The sequence below is a fragment of the Nocardia harenae NBRC 108248 genome, assembly GCF_001612885.1.
In the GTDB taxonomy this organism is placed as follows: Bacteria; Actinomycetota; Actinomycetes; order Mycobacteriales; family Mycobacteriaceae; genus Nocardia; species Nocardia harenae.
Map to the genome: position 1 here is coordinate 72202 of NZ_BDBH01000009.1, position 21586 is coordinate 93787.

Genomic DNA, 21586 nt, shown 5'->3' on the forward strand with positions numbered 1-21586 from the left:
CGCGCCCGGCCGGGTATCCTGCCAGTGATAGCGGTGACCGCGCCGGGTGGCGCCGGCTCACCCCGTGCCGCGGCGGACGCGCCCGGCACATGTGCTCGCCGGGTCGCGACAGCGCGCTCCCCACCCGGCCCGGCCGCGAGCACCCGCCTGGACGAAGGACTCCCGGATGCATTGCCCGTACTGCAGGCACCCCGACTCCCGGGTCGTCGACTCCCGTGAGGCGGAGGAGGGCACGGCCATCCGCCGCCGCCGCTCCTGCCCGCAGTGCGGCAGGCGCTTCACGACCGTCGAGACCGCCATCCTCTCGGTCGTCAAACGCAGCGGCGTCACCGAGCCGTTCAGCCGTGAGAAGGTCATCCGCGGCGTCCGCCGCGCCTGCCAGGGCCGCGAAGTCGACGACGACGCCCTGAACCTGCTCGCCCAGAAGGTCGAGGACGCGGTGCGCGCCAAGGGCTCCCCCGAGGTGCCGAGCCACGAGGTCGGCCTCGCCATCCTCGGCCCGCTGCGCGACCTCGACGAGGTCGCCTACCTCCGCTTCGCCTCCGTCTACCGCTCCTTCACCTCCGCCGCCGACTTCGAACGCGAGATCACCCAGATGCGCGAGGCCCGCGCCGTGGCCGCCGCCGACTAACCGCGGAGGCTCGCGATCGCCTTCTCGATCCGCTTGGCGGAGATCGGGTAGGGGGTGCCGAGTCTCTGGGCGAAGAGGCTGACACGCAGCTCCTCGATCATCCACCAGATGTCGGTGACGGCGCGGGTGGTGCGGCGGGGGGCGGGGAGCGCGGTGAGGAGGCCGGCGTAGGCGGTGAGGACGCGGTCGAGCTGGTCCATCCCCTGGCGGTCGCGGGGCGCGGAGGCGGGGAGGGCGTGCAGGCGGGCGGTGGCGGCGCGCAGGTAGCGGGGGAGTTCGCGGAGCCGGGCGGGGCCGTGGTCGGAGACGAAGCCGGGGAAGACCAGGTCGGCCAGTTGCCTGCGGACGTCGTCGGCGATGTCGCGCTCGGTGGTGTCGGCGAGCGCGCCCTCCAGTTCGGTGGCGGCGGCGAGGACCGGGGCGACCAGGCGGACGATCGCGGCGACGGTGCCGGTGAAGCGCGGGCGCACCCGGGCCACCAGGGCCTCGAACTCCTTCGGGTCGCGCACCGGCCCGCCCTCGGCGGTGAGCAGTTCGTCGGCGGCCGCGGCGCGGCAGTCCTCGACGAGGGCGTCCAGCGAGCCGTAGGGGTTGCGGCCGAGGGCGAGGCGGTCGGCGGGGGCGAGCCCGGAGGTGACCGCCTTGGTGCTGCCCGGCAGCGCGGCCAGCAGCAGGGCCCGGGTGCCCGCGCGCATGGCGGCGGCCTGTTCGGCGGGTGAGCTCAGCACCCGCACCGCGACACCGTCCGGCTCCGGCACCAGCGCCGGGTAGCCGGTGACGGTCTGGCCCGCGACCTCGCGGCGCACCGTCGGCGGCAGCGTGCCGAGCGATTCCGACGTCCACACCGCCGCCGGTGCGCGCTCGGCACCCGCGGTCGCCTTCGCCACCGAACGCGAGACGTCCTCGGCGAGGCGGGATTTCAGCGCGGTGAGGCTCTTGTCCCGGTCGAGCACCCGGCCCGAGCGGTCGAGCGCGGCGAAGGTGGCGCGCAGGTGCGGGGGGAGTGCGGCGGTGTCCAGGTCGCGGGGCGTGACGGTGATCGAGCCGAGCCGGGAGAGTTCGCGCGCGAGTCCGGTGGTCAGGGGCTCGGCGCGCGGGGTGAGCGCGGCCAGGGCGGCGGCGGCGAAGTCGGGGGCCGGGACGACGCTGCGGCGCAGCGACTTCGGCAGGGTCTTGATGAGCGCGGTGGCGAGTTCGGCGCGCATACCGGGCACCAGCCAGTCGAAGCCGACCGGGCGGACATGGGCCAGCTGCTCCACCGGGATCCGGACGGTGAGCCCGTCCTCCTCGGTGCCCGGTTCGAACTGGTAGGTCAGCGGGAAGGTGAGTTCGCCCTGACGCCACGTGTCCGGGAAGTCGGTCGGGTCGAGCGCGGCGACGCCCTGATTGACCACGGTTGCGGTATCGAAGTCGAGCAGCGCGGGGTCGGCCTTGCGGGCGGTGCGCCACCAGGTGTCGAAGTGCCGCACCGAGACGATATCGGCGGGGAGCCGCCCGGCGTAGAACTGGAACAGCACCTCGTCGTCGACCAGGATGTCGCGGCGGCGGGCCCGATGCTCGAGGTCGGCGACGTCCTCGAGCAGGGCGCGGTTGCGGTGGAAGAACTCGTGCCTGGTCTGCCACTCGCCCTGCACCAGGGCGTGCCGGATGAGGAGCTCGCGGGAGAGCTCGGGGTCGATGCGGCCGAAATCGACGGCGCGGCGGGGGATCAGCGGGAGGCCGTAGAGCGTGACCCGCTCGTAGGCCTGGGCGGCGCCGCGCTTGGCGGACCAGTGCGGTTCGGAGTAGGTGCGCTTCACCAGGTCGCCGGCGAGGCGTTCGGCCCACTCCGGCTCCACCTTCGCGGCCATGCGGCCCCACAGGCGGGAGGTCTCCACCAGTTCGGCGGCCATGACCCAGCGCGGAGGCTTCCTGGCGAGGGCGGAGCCGGGGAAGATCATGAACTTGGCGTTGCGGGCGCCGAGGAATTCGCGGGATTCGGCCTCGCGGACGCCGAGGTGGCTGAGCATTCCGGCCAGGAGGGCCTGGTGGATCGATGGGGCGTCGTAGGCGGCCTCGCCGTCCTGTGCGGCGGTGTCCGGTGCCGGTTCCCGCGTGGGCGCCGGTCGGCCGCCACGGCGGCCGTTGTTCCTGGAGCCTGCGGCCCCCGACGCGCTGTCGGCGCCGGAATCACCCCACCCCAGCCCCCTGGTAATCGTCCGCAACTGCCCGTGCAGATCCTGCCACTCCCGAATCCGCAGGTAGTGCAGGAAATCCTCGCGACACATGCGCCGGAACTGATTCCCGCTGAGCGACTTCCGCTGCTCGCCGAGGTGATCCCACAGCTTCAGGAAGGCGAGGAAGTCGGAGCCTTCGACGACGAACCGCGCGTGTTTGGCATCCGCCGCCTGCTGCTGCTCCACCGGACGCTCGCGCACGTCCTGGATGGAGAGCGCCGCCACGATCACCAGCACCTCGGCGAGGCAGCCGGTGCGCTGCGCCTCGACCAGCATGCGCGCCATCCGCGGGTCGACCGGCAGCTGCGCCATCTCCCGGCCGACGGCGGTGAGCGCGAGCCGCTGTGCCTCGGTGCGCACCGCCGCGTCGGCATCGGTGCCGGCGGCGCCGAGCGCGCCGAGCTCCTGCAGCAGCGCGATGCCGTCGCGGATGGCGCGGTACTCCGGCGGCTGCAGGAAGGGGAAGCTCTCGATGTCGCCGAGCCCGAGCGCGGTCATCTGCAGGATCACCGCGGCCAGGTTGGTGCGCAGGATCTCCGGCTCGGTGAAAGCGGGCCTGGACTCGAAGTCGTCCTCGCTGTAGAGCCGGATGGCGATGCCGTCGGCGACGCGCCCGCAGCGCCCGGAGCGTTGCCGCGCCGACGCCTGGGAGACCGGCTCGATCGGCAGCCGCTGCACCTTGGTGCGCACGGAGTAGCGGGAGATCCGCGCGGTGCCGGGGTCGATCACGTACCGGATGCCCGGCACGGTCAGCGAGGTCTCGGCGACATTGGTGGCGAGCACGACGCGGCGCCCGGCGTGCGGCGCGAAGACCCGGTGCTGCTCGGCTGCGGAGAGCCGGGCGTAGAGCGGCAGGATCTCGGTGCGCGGCAGCTTCAGCTCGCGCAGCGCGTCTGCGGTGTCCCGGATCTCGCGCTCGCCGGAGAGGAAGACCAGCACGTCGCCGTCGCCCTCGGCGAAGAGCTCGCGCACCGCGTCGCCGATGGCGTCCACCGGGTCGCGGTCCACCACGGTGGATTCCTCGTCGTCCTCGTCGCGCGCGGACGGCAGCTCCATGGAAAGCGGCCGGTACCGGATCTCCACCGGGTACGACCGCCCGGACACCTCCACGATCGGCGCCGGCGTGCCGTCCGGCGCGGCGAAGTGCCGGGCGAACAGCTCGGGGTCGATGGTCGCCGAGGTGATCACGATCTTGAGGTCGGGGCGCCGCGGCAGCAGCTGTGCCAGGTAGCCGAGCAAGAAGTCGATATTGAGGCTGCGCTCGTGCGCCTCGTCGATGATGATCGTGTCGTAACGGCGCAGCATCCGGTCGCGCTGGATCTCGGCGAGCAGGATGCCGTCGGTCATGAGCTTGACCAGGGTGCGATCCGACGCCTGGTCGGTGAAGCGCACGGTGTAGCCGACGACGTCGCCGAGCTCGGTGCCGAGCTCCTCGGCGATCCGCTCGGCCACGGTGCGTGCGGCGAGCCGCCGCGGCTGGGTGTGCCCGATGGTGCCGCGAATGCCGCGCCCCAGCTCCAGGCAGATCTTCGGGATCTGCGTGGTCTTGCCGGAGCCGGTCTCACCGGCCACGATCACCACCTGGTTGGCGGCGATGGCGGCGGCGATGTCCTCGCGCCTGGCGGTGACCGGCAGCTGCTCGGGGTACCGGATCGCGGGCACGGCGGCGCGGCGCGCCTCGATCCGCTGTTCGGCGGCGGTGATCTCGGCTTCCAGCGCGGCCGTTTCGGGGCCCTTGGCCCGATCCAGCCTGCGGCGTAGCCGGTGTTCGTCGCGAAGCGAGAGGTTCGCCAGGCGGGTGCGGAGCTCGCGGCGTCCGGTGGCGGTAGTACTGCTCATTGCGTCCACCAGCCTAGCGAAGCCGACGCTGTTCCCGCGCCTGCGTTTCGCTCCGGTGACCAGCGGCACAGCGGCACGCGGTAGCCGGGGATTCGCCGGATACCGCGGCGGGCTCCGAGCCCGTGCGATCATCGGCGCATGACAGCTGCGGGTACGGCCGGGTGGATCCGCGCGGCCAGGGTCGCCTTCGGTGCGCTCGGGGTGCTGGCGCTGCTCTGGATCCCGCTGCGCAACCTGGATGTGCCGGAGTTCTCGATCGGCAACTTCTTCAGCTACTTCACCATCCAGTCCAACGTCATCGGCGTGCTGGTGCTGCTGATCGGCGGCGTGCTCGACCCGGACGGCAGGCGCTGGCAGCTGCTGCGCGGCGCCGCCACGCTCTACCTGGTGATCACCGGCGTGGTGTACGCGGTGCTGCTGGCGAATATCGACGTCGCGCTCACCGACCGCTGGATCAACGACGTGCTGCACCGCATCCTGCCGCTGGTGCTGCTGGCCGACTGGATCCTGGTGCCGCGCCGCCTCGGGATCACCCCCGGCCTGATCGGCGCCTGGCTGGCGTACCCCGCGGTGTACGCCGTCTACACGCTGGTGCGCGGGCCCGTCGTGGACTGGTACCCGTACCCGTTTCTCGACCCGAGACAGCAGGGGTACGTCTCGCTTGCGCTCGGGCTGGTGCTGCTCGCCGTGGTGTTCGTGCTGCTCGCGGCCGCGGTGGCCGGGATCGGCGAGCTCAGGCACCCGCGGGTGCGGAGCTGATCAGAGCTCGGCGACGGTGTCCTCGGCGACCCGGCCGCCGAGCCGCACCCAGCCGTCCGAATCCCACTGGGTGAACAGGTGCGACCCCGCGCCCTGGGTGATGTGCAGCCCGCGGCGCAGCTGCGCGGTGATCGCCACGGCGGCGGCTCCGGTCGCCTCGTCCTCGGTGATGCCCATGGTCGGGCCGAACATCCGGCTGCGGATGCTGCCGCGATGCTCGTCGCTCCACGCCCACGCGTAGTGCGGCCCGCCGGGGAAGTCCGCGGGGTCGAGCGAGGTCACCTCGCCGGCCGTCTCGTAGCGGTGGAAGACGAAGTCCGGCGTCCAGTCGGCCCTGGCGGTGATCCAGGTGAGATCGTCGGCGCTCTGCACCGCGACCGTGCCCGCGGGCACCCGCAGCGCGGTGACCGGGGTGCCGCGGCGCAGGAACCACCACGCGGCGCCGACCGAGGGGTGCCCGGCGAAGGGCAGTTCGACGGCGGGGGTGTAGATCCGCAGCGGCGCGACGCCGTCCACCGGCTCGCCCGCCACCACCGTCTCGCTGTACCCGGCGCGCCGGGCCAGCTCCTGCCGCTCGCGCTCGGGGACCTCGGCCGCGCGGGCGATGCCGAGCCGGTTGCCGAACCGGCCGCTCGCGTCGGTGAACACACGCACCACTTCCACTCGGATGCCCATGCCGGGCCAGCCTACCCGCGAACGGACCCCGTCCACGCGTGGACGGGGTCCGGATCGAACGAGGTCAGACCGCCGCGCCGGCGGAGAGCAGCTCGCCCGCGTCGATGGTCGGGTCGCCCTTCTTCCAGTTGCAGGCGCACAGCTCGTCGGATTGCAGCGCGTCCAGCACGCGCTACACCTCGTCCACGTTCCGGCCGACGGAAACCGCGGTGACCGAGACGAACTGGACCTCGTTGTTCGGGTCGACGATGAAGGAGGCGCGGTCGGCGACGCCGTCGGCGTTCAGCACACCGGTCGCGGTGACCAGCTCGCGCTTGGTTGTTCGACGGGAAAGCTCACCGATGATCTGGCCGCGCTGCCAGTTAAAGGTAAAGGTGATCGGTCGCACTACACTGATAGGTGTGTCTGATCAGACTTATCAGCCCACCCTGTCACAGCTGCGCGCGTTCGTCGCGGTGGCGGAGTATCGGCACTTCGGTACGGCCGCAGCCCGGCTCGGTGTGAGTCAACCCACGTTGTCGCAGGCACTGGCGGCGCTGGAGCACGGCCTCGGGTTGCAGCTGATCGAGCGCAGCACGCGACGGGTGCTGGTGACCGGGGCCGGGCTGCGGCTGCTGCCGCAGGCCCGCGCGACGCTGGAGGCGGCGGACCGCTTCCTCGCCGCGGCCACCGGCGACGGCCTCGGCGGCACGCTGCGGCTCGGCATCATCCCCACCGTCGCGCCGTACCTGCTGCCCGCGCTGCTGCCCCGGCTGCGCGAGCACATGCCAGGGCTGCTGCCGCAGGTGGTCGAGGACCAGACCGCCCGGCTGCTGAACGGCCTGCGCACCGGCGTGCTCGACGTCGCGCTGCTCGCGCTGCCCACCGAGGCGCCGGGCGTCCGCGAGATCGAGCTCTACTCCGAGGAATTCGTGCTGGTCACCCCGCCTGGGCACGAGCTGGGCGGGCGCGCCGACCTGGCCCCCGCCGCGCTGGACGCGCTGCCACTGCTCCTCCTCGACGAGGGGCACTGCCTGCGCGACCAGACCCTGGAGCTGTGCCGCGCCGCGGACGCCCACCCCGGCTCGGTCGGCGACACCAGAGCGGCGTCGCTGGCGACGGTGGTGCAGTGCGTGGCGGGCGGGCTCGGCGTCACGCTCATCCCGGAGTCCGCGGTGGCCGCGGAGACCGCGCGCGGCACGCTCGACACCGCGCGCTTCGCCACGCCCGCGCCCGGCCGGACCATCGGGCTGGTGTTCCGCTCCTCCACCGGCCGCCGCGACGACTACGAGCAGCTCGCCGCGCTCATCCGCGAGTACCGGCCGCGCTGAGCCGGTCAGGCCCGCAGCGACCGCGGCTCGATGGTGCCCCGCCACAGTGCCCTGGCGTCGACGGTGCTCGCCCGGTAGGGCAGCGTGCCGAGCCGGTCGATCATGCCGGGCACCGGGTCGCCGATCCGGTCGGCCAGGCCGAACAGGAACGACCACTCGTGCTCGTCGCTGCCGTAGTGCACCACCGTGCCGAAGTGGTCGTGGAACCGCTGCCAGGAGCGCTTCAGGGTCTCGTTGCGCCACAGCGTCGCACAGCCCGCCTGCGCGGCGAGCACCCCGCCCGGCGCGAGCCGCTCCCGGCAGCGGGTCAGGAATTCGGCCTCGTAGAGCCGGTTGTGCTGCGCCTCCTCCGGCCGCTCGTCCGGGAGGTCGATCACGATGACGTCGTAGCGGGTGCCCGCCGTCGCTGCCCGCGCCAGGAAGTCCCAGCCGTCGGCGTAGTGCACGGTGATCGGCCCGTCGCCGCGCACCGCCGCGTCCAGCTCCTCGGGCGTGTAGCCGTAGGGGAGGTGCCGCGCGCACAGCTCGACCTCGAGCCGGTCGATGTCGACGTGGTCCACCCTGGTCACCCCCGCGGCCACCGCCATCCGGCTCGCGACGCCCTCGCCGGAGCCGATGATCAGTACCGTGTCCAGCTTCTCGGCCAGCACGAAGGCGGGCACCATCATGGCCTCGTGGTAGGTGAGCTGGGCCGCCTCGGTGGACTGCCGGTCGCCGTCGGAGAAGAGCGAGATGCCCTGCTCGGTCCGCGCGATCACCATGTGCTGGTAGGGGGTGTGCGTGTCGACGACGACCTCGGAGAGCTCCCACACCCGGGTCAGCCCGGGAGCGAGCGGCTCCTCGATCCGCTGCCCGGCGCGCCCGCGCGGCACGGTCGACATGCGCACCTCCTTCGGGTCGAGCGCCTTACGCAGCAGCTCGACCGCGTGCTCCGCCCCTGCGCCGAGGCTGCCGCAGGTGAAGACGTCGACGAAGATGTCGCCGGACTCCGGGTAGGTGTGCAGCGAGGCGTGCGACTCCGCGAGCAGCGCGAGCACCGTCGCGCCCTGCGGCGCGAACTTGCGGCGCACCACGTCGCAGACGGTCGCGCCCGCCTCGGTCAACGCCGCGCGCAGCGCGGCCTCCAGGCGCTCCGGATCGTCGCAGAGCACCGGATCGACGCCACCGAACTCGGCCAGCACGTGCCTGCCGGTGAACTCCGCCGTCATGACTGCACCCACTCTCGCTCAGCGCCCGCGACATGCACCGTCAGGGGCGGGAAACCGTTGAAGGACACCGATGCGTAGCTCGCCGTGTAGGCGCCGGTGTCGAGGATTCGGACGCGATCGCCCGCTCGCAGTGTGACCGGGAGCAGGACGCGCGTGCGTTGATACAGTACATCGTCGCCGTCACAGGTCGGCCCGGCCAGCACCGCCTCGGCGACCGGATCGCCGTCCCGCTCGGTGGCGATCCGGTACACGATGTACTCGTTCTCCGTCTCGGCCAGCCCGCTGTACCGGCCGACGTCGAGGTACACCCAGCGCCGCCGGTCCGGGGCGATCCGCACCGCCACCACCTCGCAGTGCAGCTCGCCCGCCGCGCCGGTCAGCGCCCGGCCCGGCTCGACCACCAGCGCGGTGCCCGGCGGCAGGTGCTCGCGGGCCGCCGCGGTGATCACCGCGCCCAGCTCGGCGAGGTGCGGCGCCGGGTCGGCGTACGAGATCGGCAGCCCGCCACCGATGTTCACGCTGCGCACCGGGATGCCGTCCGCGGCGAGCTGCGCGGCGATCCGGCCCGCCTGCTCCAGCCCGATCCGCCAGGCGGCGGGGTCGGTCTGCTGCGAGCCCACGTGGAAGTACGGCCCGGCGGGGACCAGCCCCAGATCGCGGGCGGCGGTCAGCAGCGGCGCCACCTCGTCGGGGGCGCAGCCGAACTTGCTGCCGAACGGGGTGCGCGAGGGCGGGGTGGCGGGCAGGAAGCGGCACTCCACCTCGGAACCCGGTGCCTGCGCGGCGATCCGGTGCAGGTCGTCGGCGGTGTCGAAGGCGTACCGGCGCACCCCGGCGGCGAACGCGTCCGCGATCTGCGCCGCCTTCTTCACGGTGTTGCCGTAGCAGAGCAGCTCCGGCGCGATCCCGAGCCCGAGGCAGAGCTCGATCTCGCCCGGGCTCGCCACGTCGAACTCCGCGCCCGCCGCGGCCAGCGCCAGCAGCACCTCCGGCACCGGGGTGGCCTTGACCGCGTAGCGGATTCGCGCTCCTGGCAGCGCCGCGCCGAGCGCGCGGTAGGCCGCCGTGACGCGTCCCGGGTACAGGACGAGGCACGGCGAGGTGCCGCCGCCGATCACCCCGCGGCCACCGTGACCTCGTCGAACACCACCTCGCCCGCGGCATCGGACTCGGCCAGGTCGACGATGGCCTCGATCGCCCAGCCGTGGTCGCCTGCCGGGTCGGCCAGGGTCTGCCGGACGTGCCAGAAATCGGGGCGCTGCTCGACCCGGAAGAGCTGCGGGCCGCGGGCATCCGGCCCGGTGCCGATCGCGCCGTACTCCTCGAAGTACGGCGCCAGCTCGGTCTCCCAGTCCGGCTCCGCGCCGAGCTCGGCGAGCGCCGCCCAGCGTCGCAGCGCGGCCAGCTCGACCCGGCGGAACAGCGCGTTGCGGACCAGCACCCGGAAGGCGCGCTCGTTGGCGGTGATCGGCCGCACCGACTCGGCGCCGTAGGCGAGCTGCTGCTGGTCGGCCTCGGCGCCCGGGGCGGTGAGCTGCTCCCACTCGTCCAGCAGGCTGGAATCCACCTGCCGCACCAGCTCGCCCAGCCACTCGGTGAGGTCGTCGAGCTCCTCGGTGCGGGCCGCCTCCGGCACCGTGCGGCGCAGCGCGCGGTAGGCGTCGGCCAGGTAGCGCAGCACCACGCCCTCGGAGCGGGCCAGCTCGTAGTGCGCGATCAGCTCGGCGAAGGTCATGGCGCGCTCGACCATGTCCCGCACCACCGATTTCGGCGCGGGCGCGAATTCGGAGACCCAGGGGTGCCCGGCCCGGTAGGTCTCGAAGGCGGGCTCGATCAGCTCGGCCAGCGGCTTGGGCCAGGTGACCTCCTCGAGCAGCTCCATCCGCTCCTCGTACTCGATGCCGTCGGCCTTCATCTCGGCCACCGCCTCGCCCCGTGCCTTGTGCTGCTGCGCCATCAGCAGCTGCCTGGGGTCCTCGAGCGTGGATTCGATCAGCGAGACCACGTCCAGGGTGTAGCTGGGCGCCGCGCGGTCCAGCAGCTCCAGCGCGGCCAGCGCGAACGGCGAGAGCGGCTGGTCGAGCGCGAAATCGCGCTGCAGGTCGACGGTGAGCCTGGCCATCCGGCCGTGCCGGTCCGGCTCGTCCAGCTGCTGCACCACCCCGGCGTCGCGCAGCGCGCGGTACAGCCGGATGGCCCGCAGGATGTGCCTGCGCTGCGCCGGGCGCGGCTCGTGGTTCTCCTCCAGCAGGTGCCGCATGGCGGCGAAGCAGTTCCCCGGCCGCGCGATCACATTGAGCAGCAGCGAGTTCGTCACCCGGAACCGCGAGACCATGGGCTCGGGCTGCGCGTCGACCAGTCGGCGGAAGGTCTCCTCGCTCCAGGAGACGAAGCCCTCCGGCGGCTTGCGCCGCTGCACCTTCCGCTGCTTCTTGGGGTCGTCGCCCGCCTTGGCCAGCAGCCGGGTGTTCTCCACCTCGTGCTCGGGGGCCTGCACCACGACGGTGCCCATGGTGTCGAAGCCGGCGCGCCCGGCCCGGCCCGCGATCTGGTGGAATTCCCTGGCCTTGAGCCGCCGGGTGCGGGTGCCGTCGTACTTGGTGAGCCCGGTGAGCAGCACCGTGCGGATCGGGACATTGATCCCGACGCCGAGCGTATCGGTGCCGCAGACCACCTTGAGCAGCCCGTCCTGGGCCAGCCGCTCCACGAGCCTGCGGTACTTGGGCAGCATGCCTGCGTGGTGCACGCCGATGCCGTGCCGGATCAGCCGGGAGAGGGTGCGGCCGAAGCCCGCGGCGAAGCGGAAGTTGCCGATGGCGGCGGCGATCGCGTCCTTCTCCGCCCTGGTGGCGAAGTTGACGCTGGTCAGCGCCTGGGCCCGCTCCAGCGCGGCGGCCTGGGTGAAGTGCACGACGTAGACCGGGGCCTGGTGCGTGGTGACCAGCTCCTCCAGCGTCTCGGTGATCGGCGTGCGGGCGTAGGAGAAGGTCAGCGGCACCGGGCGTTCGGTCCCGCTCACGACGGCGGTGGCATTGCCGGTGCGGCGGCGCAGGTCGTCGGCGAAGAAGTCGACCTCGCCGAGCGTCGCCGACATCAGCAGGAACTGCGCGCCCGGCAGCTCCAGCAGCGGCACCTGCCAGGCCCAGCCGCGATCCGGGTCGGCGTAGAAGTGGAACTCGTCCATCACCACCTGGCCCACCTCGGCCGCCGCGCCCTCGCGCAGCGCCAGGTTGGCCAGGATCTCGGCGGTGGCGCAGATGATCGGGGCGTCGGCGTTCACCGCGGCGTCGCCGGTGACCATCCCGACCCGCTCCGCGCCGAACAGCTCGCAGAGCGCGAAGAACTTCTCGCTCACCAGCGCCTTGATCGGTGCGGTGTAGTAGCTGCGCACCCCGCGGGTGAGCGCGAACAGGTGCGCTCCGACGGCGACCAGCGACTTGCCCGACCCGGTGGGGGTGGCCAGGATGACGTTCGAGCCGGAGGCCAGCTCCAGCAGCGCCTCGTCCTGCGCCGGATACAGCGCCGTGCCGCGCTCGGCGGCCCAGGCGCCGAACGACTCGTAGAGCGCGTCGGCGTCGGTGCCCGGAATGTCGAGCAGCTCGGTCAGATCCACTCCGACCACCCTACGCACCGGGGGTTCCGGTGCGGCCCCGCGGTCTCGGCGCTCAGCGGGTGCCCGGCTCGTCCTGGTCGTCGGTGCCGGTCTGCTCGGCAAGGAAGCGCTCGAACTCGGCGCCGAGCTCGTCGCCGCTCGGCAGCTCGCCCTCGCCTGCCAGCAGGCTGGACTGCCGCTCCTGCGCGGTGACGAAGCTGTCGTACTGCCGCTCCAGCGCCTGCACCACCGTCTCCACCTCGGGGTTGCCCGCGATGTGCTCGTTCACCTGTTCGCGGACCCGCGCCCCGGCCTCGCCGAGCGCGGCCAGCGGGAAGGTCAGCCCGGCATTGTCGGCGACGTTCTCCAGCAGCGTCTGCGCGGCCTCCGGGTAGGCGGTCTGCGACAGGTAGTGCGGCACGTGCACGCTGAACCCGAGCGACTCGTAGCCGTGCTGCCCCATCCGGTACTCCAGCAGCGAGGAGGCGCTGCCCGGCACCTGCAGCTCACCGGGCCAGCGCTGGTGGTCGCCGATCAGCGAGCGGTCCGAGGAGTGCGCGGTGACGCCGAGCGGGCGGGTGTGCGGGATCGCCATCGGAATGGCGCTCAGCCCCACCGTTCGGCGCACGCCGAGCTGCTCGGCCAGCAGCCGCACCGCGGTGGTGAACTTCTCCCACCGCAGGTCCGGCTCCATCCCGGCGAGCAGCAGGAACGGGGTGCCCGCGGTGTCGCGCAGCGCCCACAGGTTCAGCTCCGGCTCCGCGTAGTCGGCGAAGTGGTCGGTCTTGAAGGTCATGAGCGGGCGCCGGGAGCGGTAGTCGAGCAGCTCGTCCACGTCGAAGGAGGCCACCAGCTCGCTCTCCAGGCTCTCCCGCAGGTGCGTGGTGGCCAGCCGCACGGCGTGGCCCGCGTCGGTGAAGCCCTCCAGCCCGTGCACCAGGACCGGCCCCGAGCCGTCGGGCGCCGACAACTGCGGAGCGGGGAACTCCAGCTCGTACATCCGCGACTCGTTGTCCATCGCGTACTCCTTCCTGCGCGATCCGCCGCACCGGGGCGGGGGAACTCTCCGGCTCACACGCCCGCCTGTCGTGCTGCGAACCCTGTTCCATTGTCGCTCATGGAACTCGTGCCGCGTACCGGGCCGTTCCCGGTCGTCGCGCACCCGCTCCGGTCAACGCCCCGGCGGTGCCCGGACATTCCCTGAACTGCTGCCGGAGTACCCGGGAGCACCCGTTCCTCACCATCGATTCGCGGCGTGGCAGGACGTGACAGGCCGGGCGGGTGTTGCAGAGTGGGGGTGTGACCCCCGTCTCGCTGCCTCGGCACCGCCTCCTGCCCGCCTGCTGGCTGTCGGCCGGGGCGGTGCTGCTGGCCGGCTGCGGGACGGTGCTGCCCGGCTCCCCCGGCTCGGCCGAGCAGACCACCATCGCCGCGCCGGTCACCGCGGAGCTGACCGAGCTGGTGCCCGCGCCGGAGTCCTTCCCGGCCGGGTACCCGGCGGTGCGGCTCCCCGCCGAGGCCGCGGTGCAGGCCGCGGGCGACCTGGACGGGGTCGGGCCGGGCGCGACCGTCGAACCGGCGCGCTGCACCCCGCCCGCCGCGCGCGCCGAACCGGGGACGACGGCGGTCGCGGTCGGCACCGACGAGGAGTCGAGGGCCAGCCTCACCGTCGAGCTGAGCCGCACCGACCAGCCGCTGGCCCGGCTGCGCACCCGGCTCGACGACTGCGGGAGCGTCCGGGTGCTGCGGGCGGGCGCGGCCGCCACCGTCGTCACCGACCTGCTCGCCGACCCGCCCGCCGCCGACCCCGCCCCCGACGACGCGCTCGCGCTGCTCCGCACCGTGCTGCCCGACCGCGGCGGCGCCGCGCTCACCCAGACCATGCGCACTGTGATCGGGCAGGTGGGGGATGTGCGCATCACCGTCACCGGCATGGTGTTCGGCGGTTCCGAGCCGGAGCCGGGGCCGGTGCAGGAGCTCTTCGAGACCGCGGTCGAGCGGGTGCGCGAGCACTGAGTTGTGCACAGGGGCGCGGTTGTCCCCAGGGTTTCTCGTGCGCAGGTCGGAGCCGGGCTCTCGGGTGGGCGGCCGGGCACAGTGGCCGCATGACCACTCCAGCGCACTCCCTCCCCGGCCCGCCCGAGCCCGCCGCCGAGGCGCCGCCGCCCGCCCGGCCACGACGGCGGGGTCCCACCGGACCCGCGGCGGGAACGCCGCGGGTATCCCTCCCGAAGTCGGCGCCAACGCGGTCGGCGGGAACCGGCTCGGCCGCGCGGCCGCACCGCACCGGGCCACCGCCCGGGCCGGGTCGCACGCCGCACTGCGGCGAGGGTGCCGAACCCCCGTTCGACGCCCCCACCGTCTACCTGGGCGAGCCCGGCGCGCTGCTGGCCTCCGTGCCCGCCATGGTCGGGTTCCCGCCGGAGCGCTCGCTGGTGATCGTGGTGCTGCGCGCGCCGGGCGGCGGGCTGCGGGCGCCGCGCGGCACGGCCGGCGTGGACGCGTTGGTGCGGTTCGACCTGGAGACCGAGCGCGGCGCCGCGCTGCCCGCCGACGCGGTCGCCGCGTGCGTCGCCGATATCCGGGGCCCGGGGCCGGTGGAGCAGATCATCGCCGTCGTCGTCGACGAGCGCGGCCACCCCGAGCGGGGGACCGCCCTGGTGGCCGGGCTGGCCGAGCACCTCGGCGCGGCCGGGCTCACCCTCGGCGCCGCCTACGCGCTGCCCGGCTTCACCGCGGGCGCCCCGTGGCGGGATCTGCTCGACCCGGCCGCGGCGGGCACGCTCCCCGACCCGGCGGATTCCCCGGTGGCCTTCGGCCACGTGCTGTCCGGGCAGCAGCTGCGCGGCTCCCGCGGCGAGCTCACCGCCATGGTCGCCGCCGCGCCGGAGCTGGCGGCCGCTGTCGAGGGGGAACTCGCGGTCGTCGCCGCGGCCACCCGCGCCGACTACGCCGACGCCGTTCGCCGCGGTGCCCCGGTCGAATACAGCAGGCGCACCGCGGAATTCGTGCTCTGGCAGATCTCGGCGGTGGAGTCGGGCGCGGAGCCGCAGCCGCGCGAGCTGGCCCGCGTCGCGGTCGCGCTGCGCGACCGCCCGGTGCGCGACGTCATGTTCGCGCTCGCCGCCGGCCCGCACGCCGGCGCCGCCGAGCGGCTCTGGCTGCTGCTCACCCGCGCGCTCACCGGCGCCGACCGGGCCGAGGCCGCCGCGCTGCTCGGCTACAGCGCCTACCTGCGCGGCGACGGCCCCTTCGCAGGCATCGCGCTCGATATCGCGCTGGACGCGCTGCCCGGCCACCCGATGGCGGTGCTGCTGGAGACCTCGCTGCGCTCGGGGATGCGCCCGGCGCAGCTGCGCAGGCTGGTCGTGTGCGGATACGAGTCCGCCACCGATCTCGGCCTCGACCTGGGGCCGCGGCGATGACCGGTGGCGGCGAGGGTCAGGAGGTGGCGGAGGCGGGTGCGGAGTGCGCCCGGGACCCGAGGCCGCGCAGGAATTCCCACGCGTCGGCGACGATCTCGTCGAGGTCGTTGTGCTCGGGCCGCCAGCCCAGCTCCCGGATGGCGCGCTCGCTGGCGGCCACCAGGGTGGCCGGGTCGCCCGCCCGCCGTGGCGCGTCGACCGCGGCGATCTCCAGCCCGGTGACCCGGCGCACCGCCGCGATCACCTCGCGCACCGAGAAGCCGGTGCCGCTGCCCAGGTTGTAGATCCGGTGCGTGCCCGGCTCGGAGCTGGTGAGCGCGAGCAGGTGCGCGTCGGCGAGATCACGGATGTGGATGTAGTCGCGGACGGCGGTGCCGTCCGGAGTCGGCCAGTCGGTGCCGTACACCGCGATCGACTCCCGGTGCCCGGCCGCGACCTGGAGCACGAGGGGGATGAGATGGGTTTCCACCACGCGGTTCTCGCCGAGACCGCCGTAGGCGCCGGCCACGTTGAAGTACCGCAGGCTGGTGGCGGCCAGGCCGTGCGCCACCGCGTAGGAGGTGATGGCGTGGTCGATGGCGAGCTTGGAGGCGCCGTACGGGTTGGTCGGCCGGGCCGGGGCCGCCTCGGTGATCGGCACCTGCTCCGGCTCGCCGTACACCGCCGCCGTCGAGGAGAAGACCAGCCGCGGGGTTCCGCTGCGGCGCAGCGCCTCCAGCAGCGTCAGCGTCTTCACCACATTGCCGTGCCAGTACTTCTCCGGTTGCTGCACCGACTCGCCCACCAGCGACTGCGCCGCGAAGTGCAGCACACCGTCGAAGCTCTCCGAGCCGATCAGCTCCACGCCGGCGGTGGCGATGTCGCCCTCCACGAAGCGGGCCCCGGCGGGCACGCCATCGGCATTGCCGGTGGAGAGATCGTCCACCACGACCACCTGGTGGCCGCGTTCCAGCAGGACCTGCGCGCAGACGCCGCCGACGTAGCCCGCGCCACCCGTGACCAGAAGTTTCACGTATCAGACCAGTTTCACCTGGATGGCGTGCGCCATCTCGTCGGACAGTTCGAAGCCCTGATGGCCGGGCACCGTGATCAGTACCGAGCCGGGGCGGTTCTCCACGGAGACTCTCGCATCCGGCACCACGCCGGCCTCGCGCAGTTTGCCGATGACATCCGGGTCGGTCTGGATGTGCTCGGCCAGCCGGCGCACCACGACCGCGTGCACCTGGCCCGGCACCAGCTCGGAGAGCCGGCTCAGCTGCTCGTCGCCGGACTGCGTCGGGAGTACCCCGAGCTCGTCCAGCCCGGGGATGGGGTTGCCGTAGGGCGAGGTGGTCGGATTGTTCAGCACCTCGACCAGTCTGCGCTCGACGTCCTCGCTCATGACGTGCTCCCAGCGGCAGGCCTCGGCGTGCACGTTCTGCCAGTCCAGCCCGATGATGTCGACCAGCAGGCGCTCGGCGAGGCGATGCTTGCGCATGACCGCGACCGCCATGCCGCGGCCCTTCTCCGTGAGCTCCAGGTGCCGGTCACCGGCGACGAGCAGCAGCCCGTCGCGCTCCATCCTGGCCACCGTCTGGCTGACGGTGGGGCCGCTCTGTTCCAGCCGCTCCGCGATGCGGGCGCGCAGGGGGACGACGCCCTCTTCTTCCAGGTCGTAAATCGTACGGAGATACATCTCCGTCGTATCGACCAGATCCTTCACCAGTCACCCCTTCGTCAACACGAATTCTACCCGGGAACGGCCACGCCACTGGAAACGCACTCCTGTGTATTTCTACTGCATGTCAACGCTTCGCGGGGGTCCCCGCTTCCCGCTAGCGTTGCGAGCATGGCCACTGAATCGATCGAGCCCTCCGCGACGGTCGTCTGGAGTGATCGATTCCTGGAGTACACCTGGACGCCGGAACACCCGATGAAGCCCGCCCGGCTCGATCTCACCATGGCGCTGGCCCGGGAACTCGGGCTGCTCGCCGGGGTCGAGACGGTGCGCCCGGAGCCCGCCGGAATGCCGGATCTGCTGCGCGTGCACACCCCGGAATACATCGACGCGGTGCGACACGCCGTGCCGGAATCCGGCCCGAGCGGGAATCGGCCGTCGGCGCCGCTGTTCGGGCTCGGCTCGGACGACAATCCGGTATTTCCCGGAATGCACGACGCCGCGTCGGTGATCGTCGGCGGCACGCTCGCGGCGGCAAGGGAGATCGCCGAGGGGCGCACCCGCAGGGCGGTGAGCATCGGCGGCGGAATGCACCACGCCATGGCCAACTCGGCCGCGGGTTTCTGTATCTACAACGACGCCGCGGTCGCCATTTCCTGGCTGCTCGACCACGGCTTCGATCGGATCGCCTACGTCGACGTGGACGTGCACCACGGCGACGGGGTGCAGCGCGCCTTCTACGGCGATCCGCGGGTGCTGACCGTCTCGCTCCACCAGCACCCGGCCACCCTGTGGCCGAGCACCGGCTGGCCGGACGAGGTCGGTGCCGGGCCGGCCGAGGGCACCGCGCTGAACCTGGCGCTGCTGCCCGGCACCGGGGACGCCGCCTGGCTGCGCGGCTTCCACGCCGTGGTGCCTGGCGCGCTGGCCGCCTTCCGGCCGCAGATCCTGATCAGCCAGTGCGGAGTGGACACGCACCGGGAGGATCCGCTGGCCGACCTGGAGCTGACCGTGGACGGGCAGACGGCGGCCTTCCTGGCCATGCGGGAACTCGCCGACCGGTACGCCGACGGCCGCTGGCTCGCGGTCGGTGGCGGCGGGTACGGGCTGGTCCGGGTGGTGCCGCGAGCCTGGACCCAGCTGCTCGCCACCGCGCTGGGCAGGCCGCTGCCGCCGGATACCCTGCTGCCGGAGGCGTGGCGGGAGCGCGCCATGGCAGTCGCGCCGCGGGTGCAGCCGCCCACGGTCATGGGGGAGGGCGGCGATACCCGATACCAGCCGTGGGACGGGCCGGGGGGCGCCGTCGACACCGGCGACGCCAAGGCCGACCGAGCCCGCCGCGCCGTCGACACCGCGGTGCTCGCCACCCGCCGCGCCGCCTTCGGGCTGCTCGGCCTCGACCCGGAGGATCCCCGTGACTGAGCCGTACGCCGACGAGCCCGGCACGCCCGCGGTGCCGCCCCCGCCGCCGCAGCACTGGTTCGCCGACGTGCTCGCCTCGGACGGCGGCGTGGTGCGGGTGCGGCCGATCACCCCGGACGACGCCGACCGGCTGCAGGAGTTCCACGCGAGGCTCTCCGAGCGCAGCCGGTACCTGCGCTACTTCGGCCCCTACCCGCGGATCTCGCCCAAGGATCTCTATCGCTCGACGCACGTCGACCACCGCGACCGGGTGGGGCTGGTCTGCGAGCTGGGCGAGGCGATCATCGCGGTCGGGCGGTACGAGCTGCTGGACCGGGCGGGCGCGCGCGCCGCCGAGGTGGCCTTCGTGGTGGCCGACGAGCACCAGGGCCGCGGCCTCGGCTCGGTGCTGCTCGAGCACCTCGCCGGGGCGGCCGCGGAGAACGACATCGCCACCTTCGTGGCCGAGGTGCTGGCCGAGAACACCGTCATGGTCACGGTGTTCCGGGACGCCGGCTACCAGGTGGAGCGGTCGCGGGACGGCTCGGTGCTGCACCTGGAGTTCGCGATCGACCCGACCGAGGCGCTGCTCTCGGTGCGCGACGCGCGCGAGCGCGCCTCCGAGGCGCGCAGCGTCGGCAACCTGCTGGCCCCGCGTTCGATCGCGGTGATCGGCGCGACGCCGGGCACCGGGCGGGTCGGTGGCGTGGTGCTGGCCAACCTGCTGGCGGGGGTGTTCCAGGGGCCGGTGTACCCGGTGAACCCGAACCGGCGCTCGGTGCGCGGTGTACACGCCTACCCGACGGTGCGCGACATCCCGGACGAGGTCGACCTCGCGGTCGTCGCGGTGCCCGCCGCCGCCATCGACTCGGTGCTCGACGACTGCCTGGCCAAGCGGGTGAAGGGGCTGGTGGTGCTGACCGCCGGGTTCGGCGAGACCGGGCAGGGCGGCGTCGCCGCCGAGCGGCACCTGGTCGCCGAGGCGCGCGGGCACGGCATGCGGGTGGTGGGGCCGAGCGCGCTCGGCATCGCCAATACCGACCCGGCGGTGGCGATGAACGCGACGCTGGCCCCGCTGCTGCCGCACCGCGGCCGGATCGGCTTCTTCTGCCAGTCCGGCCCGCTCGGCGTCGCCATCCTCGGCCAGGCGGCGGCGCGCAATCTCGGGCTCTCCACCTTCGTCTCCGCGGGCAACCGCGCCGACCTCTCCGGCAACGACCTGCTGCAGTACTGGGACACCGACCCCGGCACCGACGTGGTGCTGCTGTACCTGGAGAGCTTCGGCAACCCGCGCAAGTTCAACCGGATCGCGCGGCGGGTGGCCAGGCACAAGCCGATCGTGGCGGTGAGCAGCGGCAGGCTCGCGGCCCGCGCCACCCCCGATGGCGACATGGACCGCTCGATCGTGCGCGACCTGTTCGGCCAGGCCGGGATCGTCCAGGTGGACACCATCTCCGAGCTCTTCGACTGCGCCGCGCTGCTGGCCTACCAGCCGCTGCCCGCCGGGCCCCGGGTCGCGGTGGTCGGCAACAGCGCCGCGCTGAACTGGCTGGCGGTGGATGCCGCCAGGGGCGAGGGGCTGCGCGTGCAGCGCCCCGCCGCACACCGCCGGGCCCGGCCGCGGCTGCCCCGGCCCACCGAGCGCTGGGTGGACCACGAGGACCAGCAGGAGCCGATCGACCTCGGGCCGCAGGCCACCCCGGGCGACTACTTCGACGCGGTGGTGGCGGCGCTGCGCAGCGCCGAGGTGGATGCCGTGATCGCGGTCTTCGCCCCGCCGGTGCCGCTGCCGACGGCCGGGTTCGCCGACGCCATCCGCTCGGCCGCCGCGACGGTGCCGAAGGCGAGGAAACCACTGCTCACCACCTTCATGGCCGAGGAGGGGCTGCCGAACATGCTCGCCAACCGCGGCGACGGCGCCATCCCGGCGCTCGGCTCCATCCCCTCCTACCCGGACCCGGAGCGCGCGGCGAGGGCGCTGGCCCGGGTGCGCCGCTACGCGGACTGGCGCACCCGCCCGGTCTCGGCGGTGGTGCGCCCGCCGGGGATCGATGCCGAGAAGGCGGCGGCGCTGCTGCGCGGCTGGCAGGCCGAGGCGCCGGAGGGGCGCTGGCTCACCGACCTGGAGGCGGTGCGGCTGCTCGGCTGCTACGGCATCGAGGTGGTGGAGTTCCGCGAGGTGCACAGCGCGGACGAGGCGGTCGCCGCGGCGGAAGAGCTCGGCTACCCGGTGGCGGCCAAGGCGACCGGCGAGCTGTGGCGGCGGCGCGCCGACCTGAGCGGGGTGCGGCTGGATCTGTGGCGGCCGGAGGCGGTGCGGCAGGGCTACGCGGACCTGGTCCGGCTCTGCGGCGATCCGGTGCTGCACGTGCAGAAGATGGCGACCAAGGGGGTGGGCTGCGTACTGCGGGTCACCGACGACCCGTCCTTCGGCTCGGTGCTGGAGTTCGGGCTCTCCGGGCTGATCATCGAGCTGCTCGGCGACCGCGCCTACCGGGCGCTGCCGCTCACCGAGGACGAGGCGGCCGCGCTGATCGACGCGCCGCGGGCGGCGCCGCTGCTCTCCGGCACCCCGGCCAGCCCGCGGGTGGACAAGGCGGCGCTGGTCGAGCTGGCGCAGCGCATCTCGGCGCTCTTCGACGACCTGCCGGAGCTGCGCGAACTCTCCTTCGATCCGGTGCTGGCCGCACCGCGGGAGGCGTCGATCCTGTACGCCAGGGCGCGCTTCGGCCCGGAGCCCAGCCGCTTCGATATCGGCCCGCGCCGATTGGTCTGACCGGACGTGGTGCGGAGCGAATCTCCGGCATCGCGGTATCCGTCGGACGAACGACAGTGGAAAAGGCTGCGCGCCGGGCGTTCTTGCCGGACAATCT

15 protein-coding genes and 1 pseudogene are annotated in these 21586 nt (G+C 73.4%); 7 read left to right on the plus strand and 9 right to left on the minus strand.

What is annotated here, in order from left to right; genetic code table 11:
• The first annotated feature begins 166 nt into the window (after positions 1-166).
• A complete protein-coding gene (gene nrdR / locus NH2_RS19740; protein ID WP_067656305.1) occupies positions 167-631 on the plus strand; it encodes a transcriptional regulator NrdR in 465 nt (154 codons plus the stop codon).
• Here nrdR and hrpA read toward each other — a convergent pair.
• Complete coding sequence (gene hrpA, locus NH2_RS19745; RefSeq protein ID WP_067656308.1) at positions 628-4686, minus strand: ATP-dependent RNA helicase HrpA; 4059 nt, start codon at positions 4684-4686, stop codon at positions 628-630. The two genes, nrdR and hrpA, sit on opposite strands and share 4 nt — an antisense overlap.
• Before the next feature lie 138 nt (positions 4687-4824).
• Between hrpA and NH2_RS19750 the strand changes: the two genes are divergently transcribed.
• Complete coding sequence (locus tag NH2_RS19750) at positions 4825-5445, plus strand: Pr6Pr family membrane protein (RefSeq protein ID WP_067656311.1); 621 nt, start codon at positions 4825-4827, stop codon at positions 5443-5445.
• On the opposite strand, the gene NH2_RS19755 is transcribed toward NH2_RS19750, so the two are convergent.
• Positions 5446-6120 carry a PhzF family phenazine biosynthesis protein gene (locus NH2_RS19755; RefSeq protein ID WP_067656315.1) on the minus strand — a complete coding sequence of 225 codons (675 nt, stop codon included), beginning with the start codon at positions 6118-6120 and terminating at the stop codon, positions 5446-5448. It lies immediately after the preceding gene.
• A gap of 64 nt (positions 6121-6184) precedes the next feature.
• A pseudogene (locus NH2_RS19760) lies at positions 6185-6436 on the minus strand (thioredoxin domain-containing protein); the annotation flags it as partial.
• Between the two features lie 85 nt (positions 6437-6521).
• Here NH2_RS19760 and NH2_RS19765 point away from each other — a divergent pair.
• Positions 6522-7430 (plus strand): hydrogen peroxide-inducible genes activator, encoded by a 909-nt coding sequence (locus NH2_RS19765; protein ID WP_067656319.1) that lies wholly within the window; start codon positions 6522-6524, stop codon positions 7428-7430.
• Between the two features lie 5 nt (positions 7431-7435).
• On the opposite strand, the gene speD is transcribed toward NH2_RS19765, so the two are convergent.
• The 4 genes from speD to NH2_RS19785 form a co-directional block, all read right to left on the minus strand.
• Positions 7436-8638, minus strand: coding sequence for an adenosylmethionine decarboxylase (gene speD, locus NH2_RS19770; protein WP_067656321.1), 1203 nt, complete (start codon positions 8636-8638; stop codon positions 7436-7438).
• Positions 8635-9756: a type III PLP-dependent enzyme gene (locus tag NH2_RS19775; protein ID WP_245650667.1), complete on the minus strand. Its 1122-nt coding sequence runs from the start codon at positions 9754-9756 to the stop codon at positions 8635-8637. The genes speD and NH2_RS19775 overlap by 4 nt, the downstream gene beginning before the upstream one ends.
• Positions 9753-12227, minus strand: a complete 2475-nt coding sequence (locus NH2_RS19780) for a DEAD/DEAH box helicase (RefSeq protein ID WP_439951769.1) — start codon at positions 12225-12227, stop codon at positions 9753-9755. The genes NH2_RS19775 and NH2_RS19780 overlap by 4 nt, the downstream gene beginning before the upstream one ends.
• Positions 12228-12303: 76 nt before the next feature.
• Positions 12304-13248: a proteasome assembly chaperone family protein gene (locus NH2_RS19785; RefSeq protein ID WP_067656328.1), complete on the minus strand. Its 945-nt coding sequence runs from the start codon at positions 13246-13248 to the stop codon at positions 12304-12306.
• Between the two features lie 281 nt (positions 13249-13529).
• Here NH2_RS19785 and NH2_RS19790 point away from each other — a divergent pair, with 281 nt between their 5' ends.
• Together NH2_RS19790 and NH2_RS19795 are read left to right on the plus strand one after the other, a co-directional pair.
• On the plus strand, positions 13530-14246 hold the full coding sequence (locus NH2_RS19790; RefSeq protein ID WP_067656330.1) for a hypothetical protein: 717 nt from the start codon (positions 13530-13532) through the stop codon (positions 14244-14246).
• An 89-nt stretch (positions 14247-14335) separates the two neighbouring features.
• Positions 14336-15655 (plus strand): DUF4192 domain-containing protein, encoded by a 1320-nt coding sequence (locus tag NH2_RS19795; RefSeq protein ID WP_157103875.1) that lies wholly within the window; start codon positions 14336-14338, stop codon positions 15653-15655.
• Positions 15656-15671: 16 nt separating this feature from the next.
• Here NH2_RS19795 and galE read toward each other — a convergent pair whose 3' ends face one another.
• Together galE and NH2_RS19805 are read right to left on the minus strand one after the other, a co-directional pair.
• A complete protein-coding gene (gene galE / locus NH2_RS19800) occupies positions 15672-16667 on the minus strand; it encodes a UDP-glucose 4-epimerase GalE (protein WP_067656341.1) in 996 nt (331 codons plus the stop codon).
• 3 nt (positions 16668-16670) lie between these two features.
• Complete coding sequence (locus NH2_RS19805; RefSeq protein WP_067656344.1) at positions 16671-17357, minus strand: iron-dependent transcriptional repressor DtxR; 687 nt, start codon at positions 17355-17357, stop codon at positions 16671-16673.
• 126 nt (positions 17358-17483) lie between these two features.
• On the opposite strand from NH2_RS19805, the gene NH2_RS19810 reads away from it, so the two are divergent.
• Positions 17484-18734, plus strand: a complete 1251-nt coding sequence (locus NH2_RS19810; RefSeq protein WP_067656346.1) for an acetoin utilization protein AcuC — start codon at positions 17484-17486, stop codon at positions 18732-18734.
• A complete protein-coding gene (locus tag NH2_RS19815) occupies positions 18727-21489 on the plus strand; it encodes a bifunctional acetate--CoA ligase family protein/GNAT family N-acetyltransferase (RefSeq protein ID WP_067656348.1) in 2763 nt (920 codons plus the stop codon). Before NH2_RS19810 ends, NH2_RS19815 begins: the two co-directional genes overlap by 8 nt.
• Positions 21490-21586 lie beyond the last annotated feature (97 nt).

Coding starts and splice junctions, on each gene's coding strand:
- NH2_RS19785 (WP_067656328.1), bottom strand. CDS start 13,248: ATGGACAACGAGTCGCGGATGTACGAGCTGGAGTTCCCCGCTCCGCAG.
- hrpA (WP_067656308.1), bottom strand. CDS start 4,686: ATGAGCAGTACTACCGCCACCGGACGCCGCGAGCTCCGCACCCGCCTG.
- NH2_RS19810 (WP_067656346.1), top strand. CDS start 17,484: ATGGCCACTGAATCGATCGAGCCCTCCGCGACGGTCGTCTGGAGTGAT.
- NH2_RS19750 (WP_067656311.1), top strand. CDS start 4,825: ATGACAGCTGCGGGTACGGCCGGGTGGATCCGCGCGGCCAGGGTCGCC.
- NH2_RS19755 (WP_067656315.1), bottom strand. CDS start 6,120: ATGGGCATCCGAGTGGAAGTGGTGCGTGTGTTCACCGACGCGAGCGGC.
- speD (WP_067656321.1), bottom strand. CDS start 8,638: ATGACGGCGGAGTTCACCGGCAGGCACGTGCTGGCCGAGTTCGGTGGC.
- NH2_RS19795 (WP_157103875.1), top strand. CDS start 14,336: ATGACCACTCCAGCGCACTCCCTCCCCGGCCCGCCCGAGCCCGCCGCC.
- nrdR (WP_067656305.1), top strand. CDS start 167: ATGCATTGCCCGTACTGCAGGCACCCCGACTCCCGGGTCGTCGACTCC.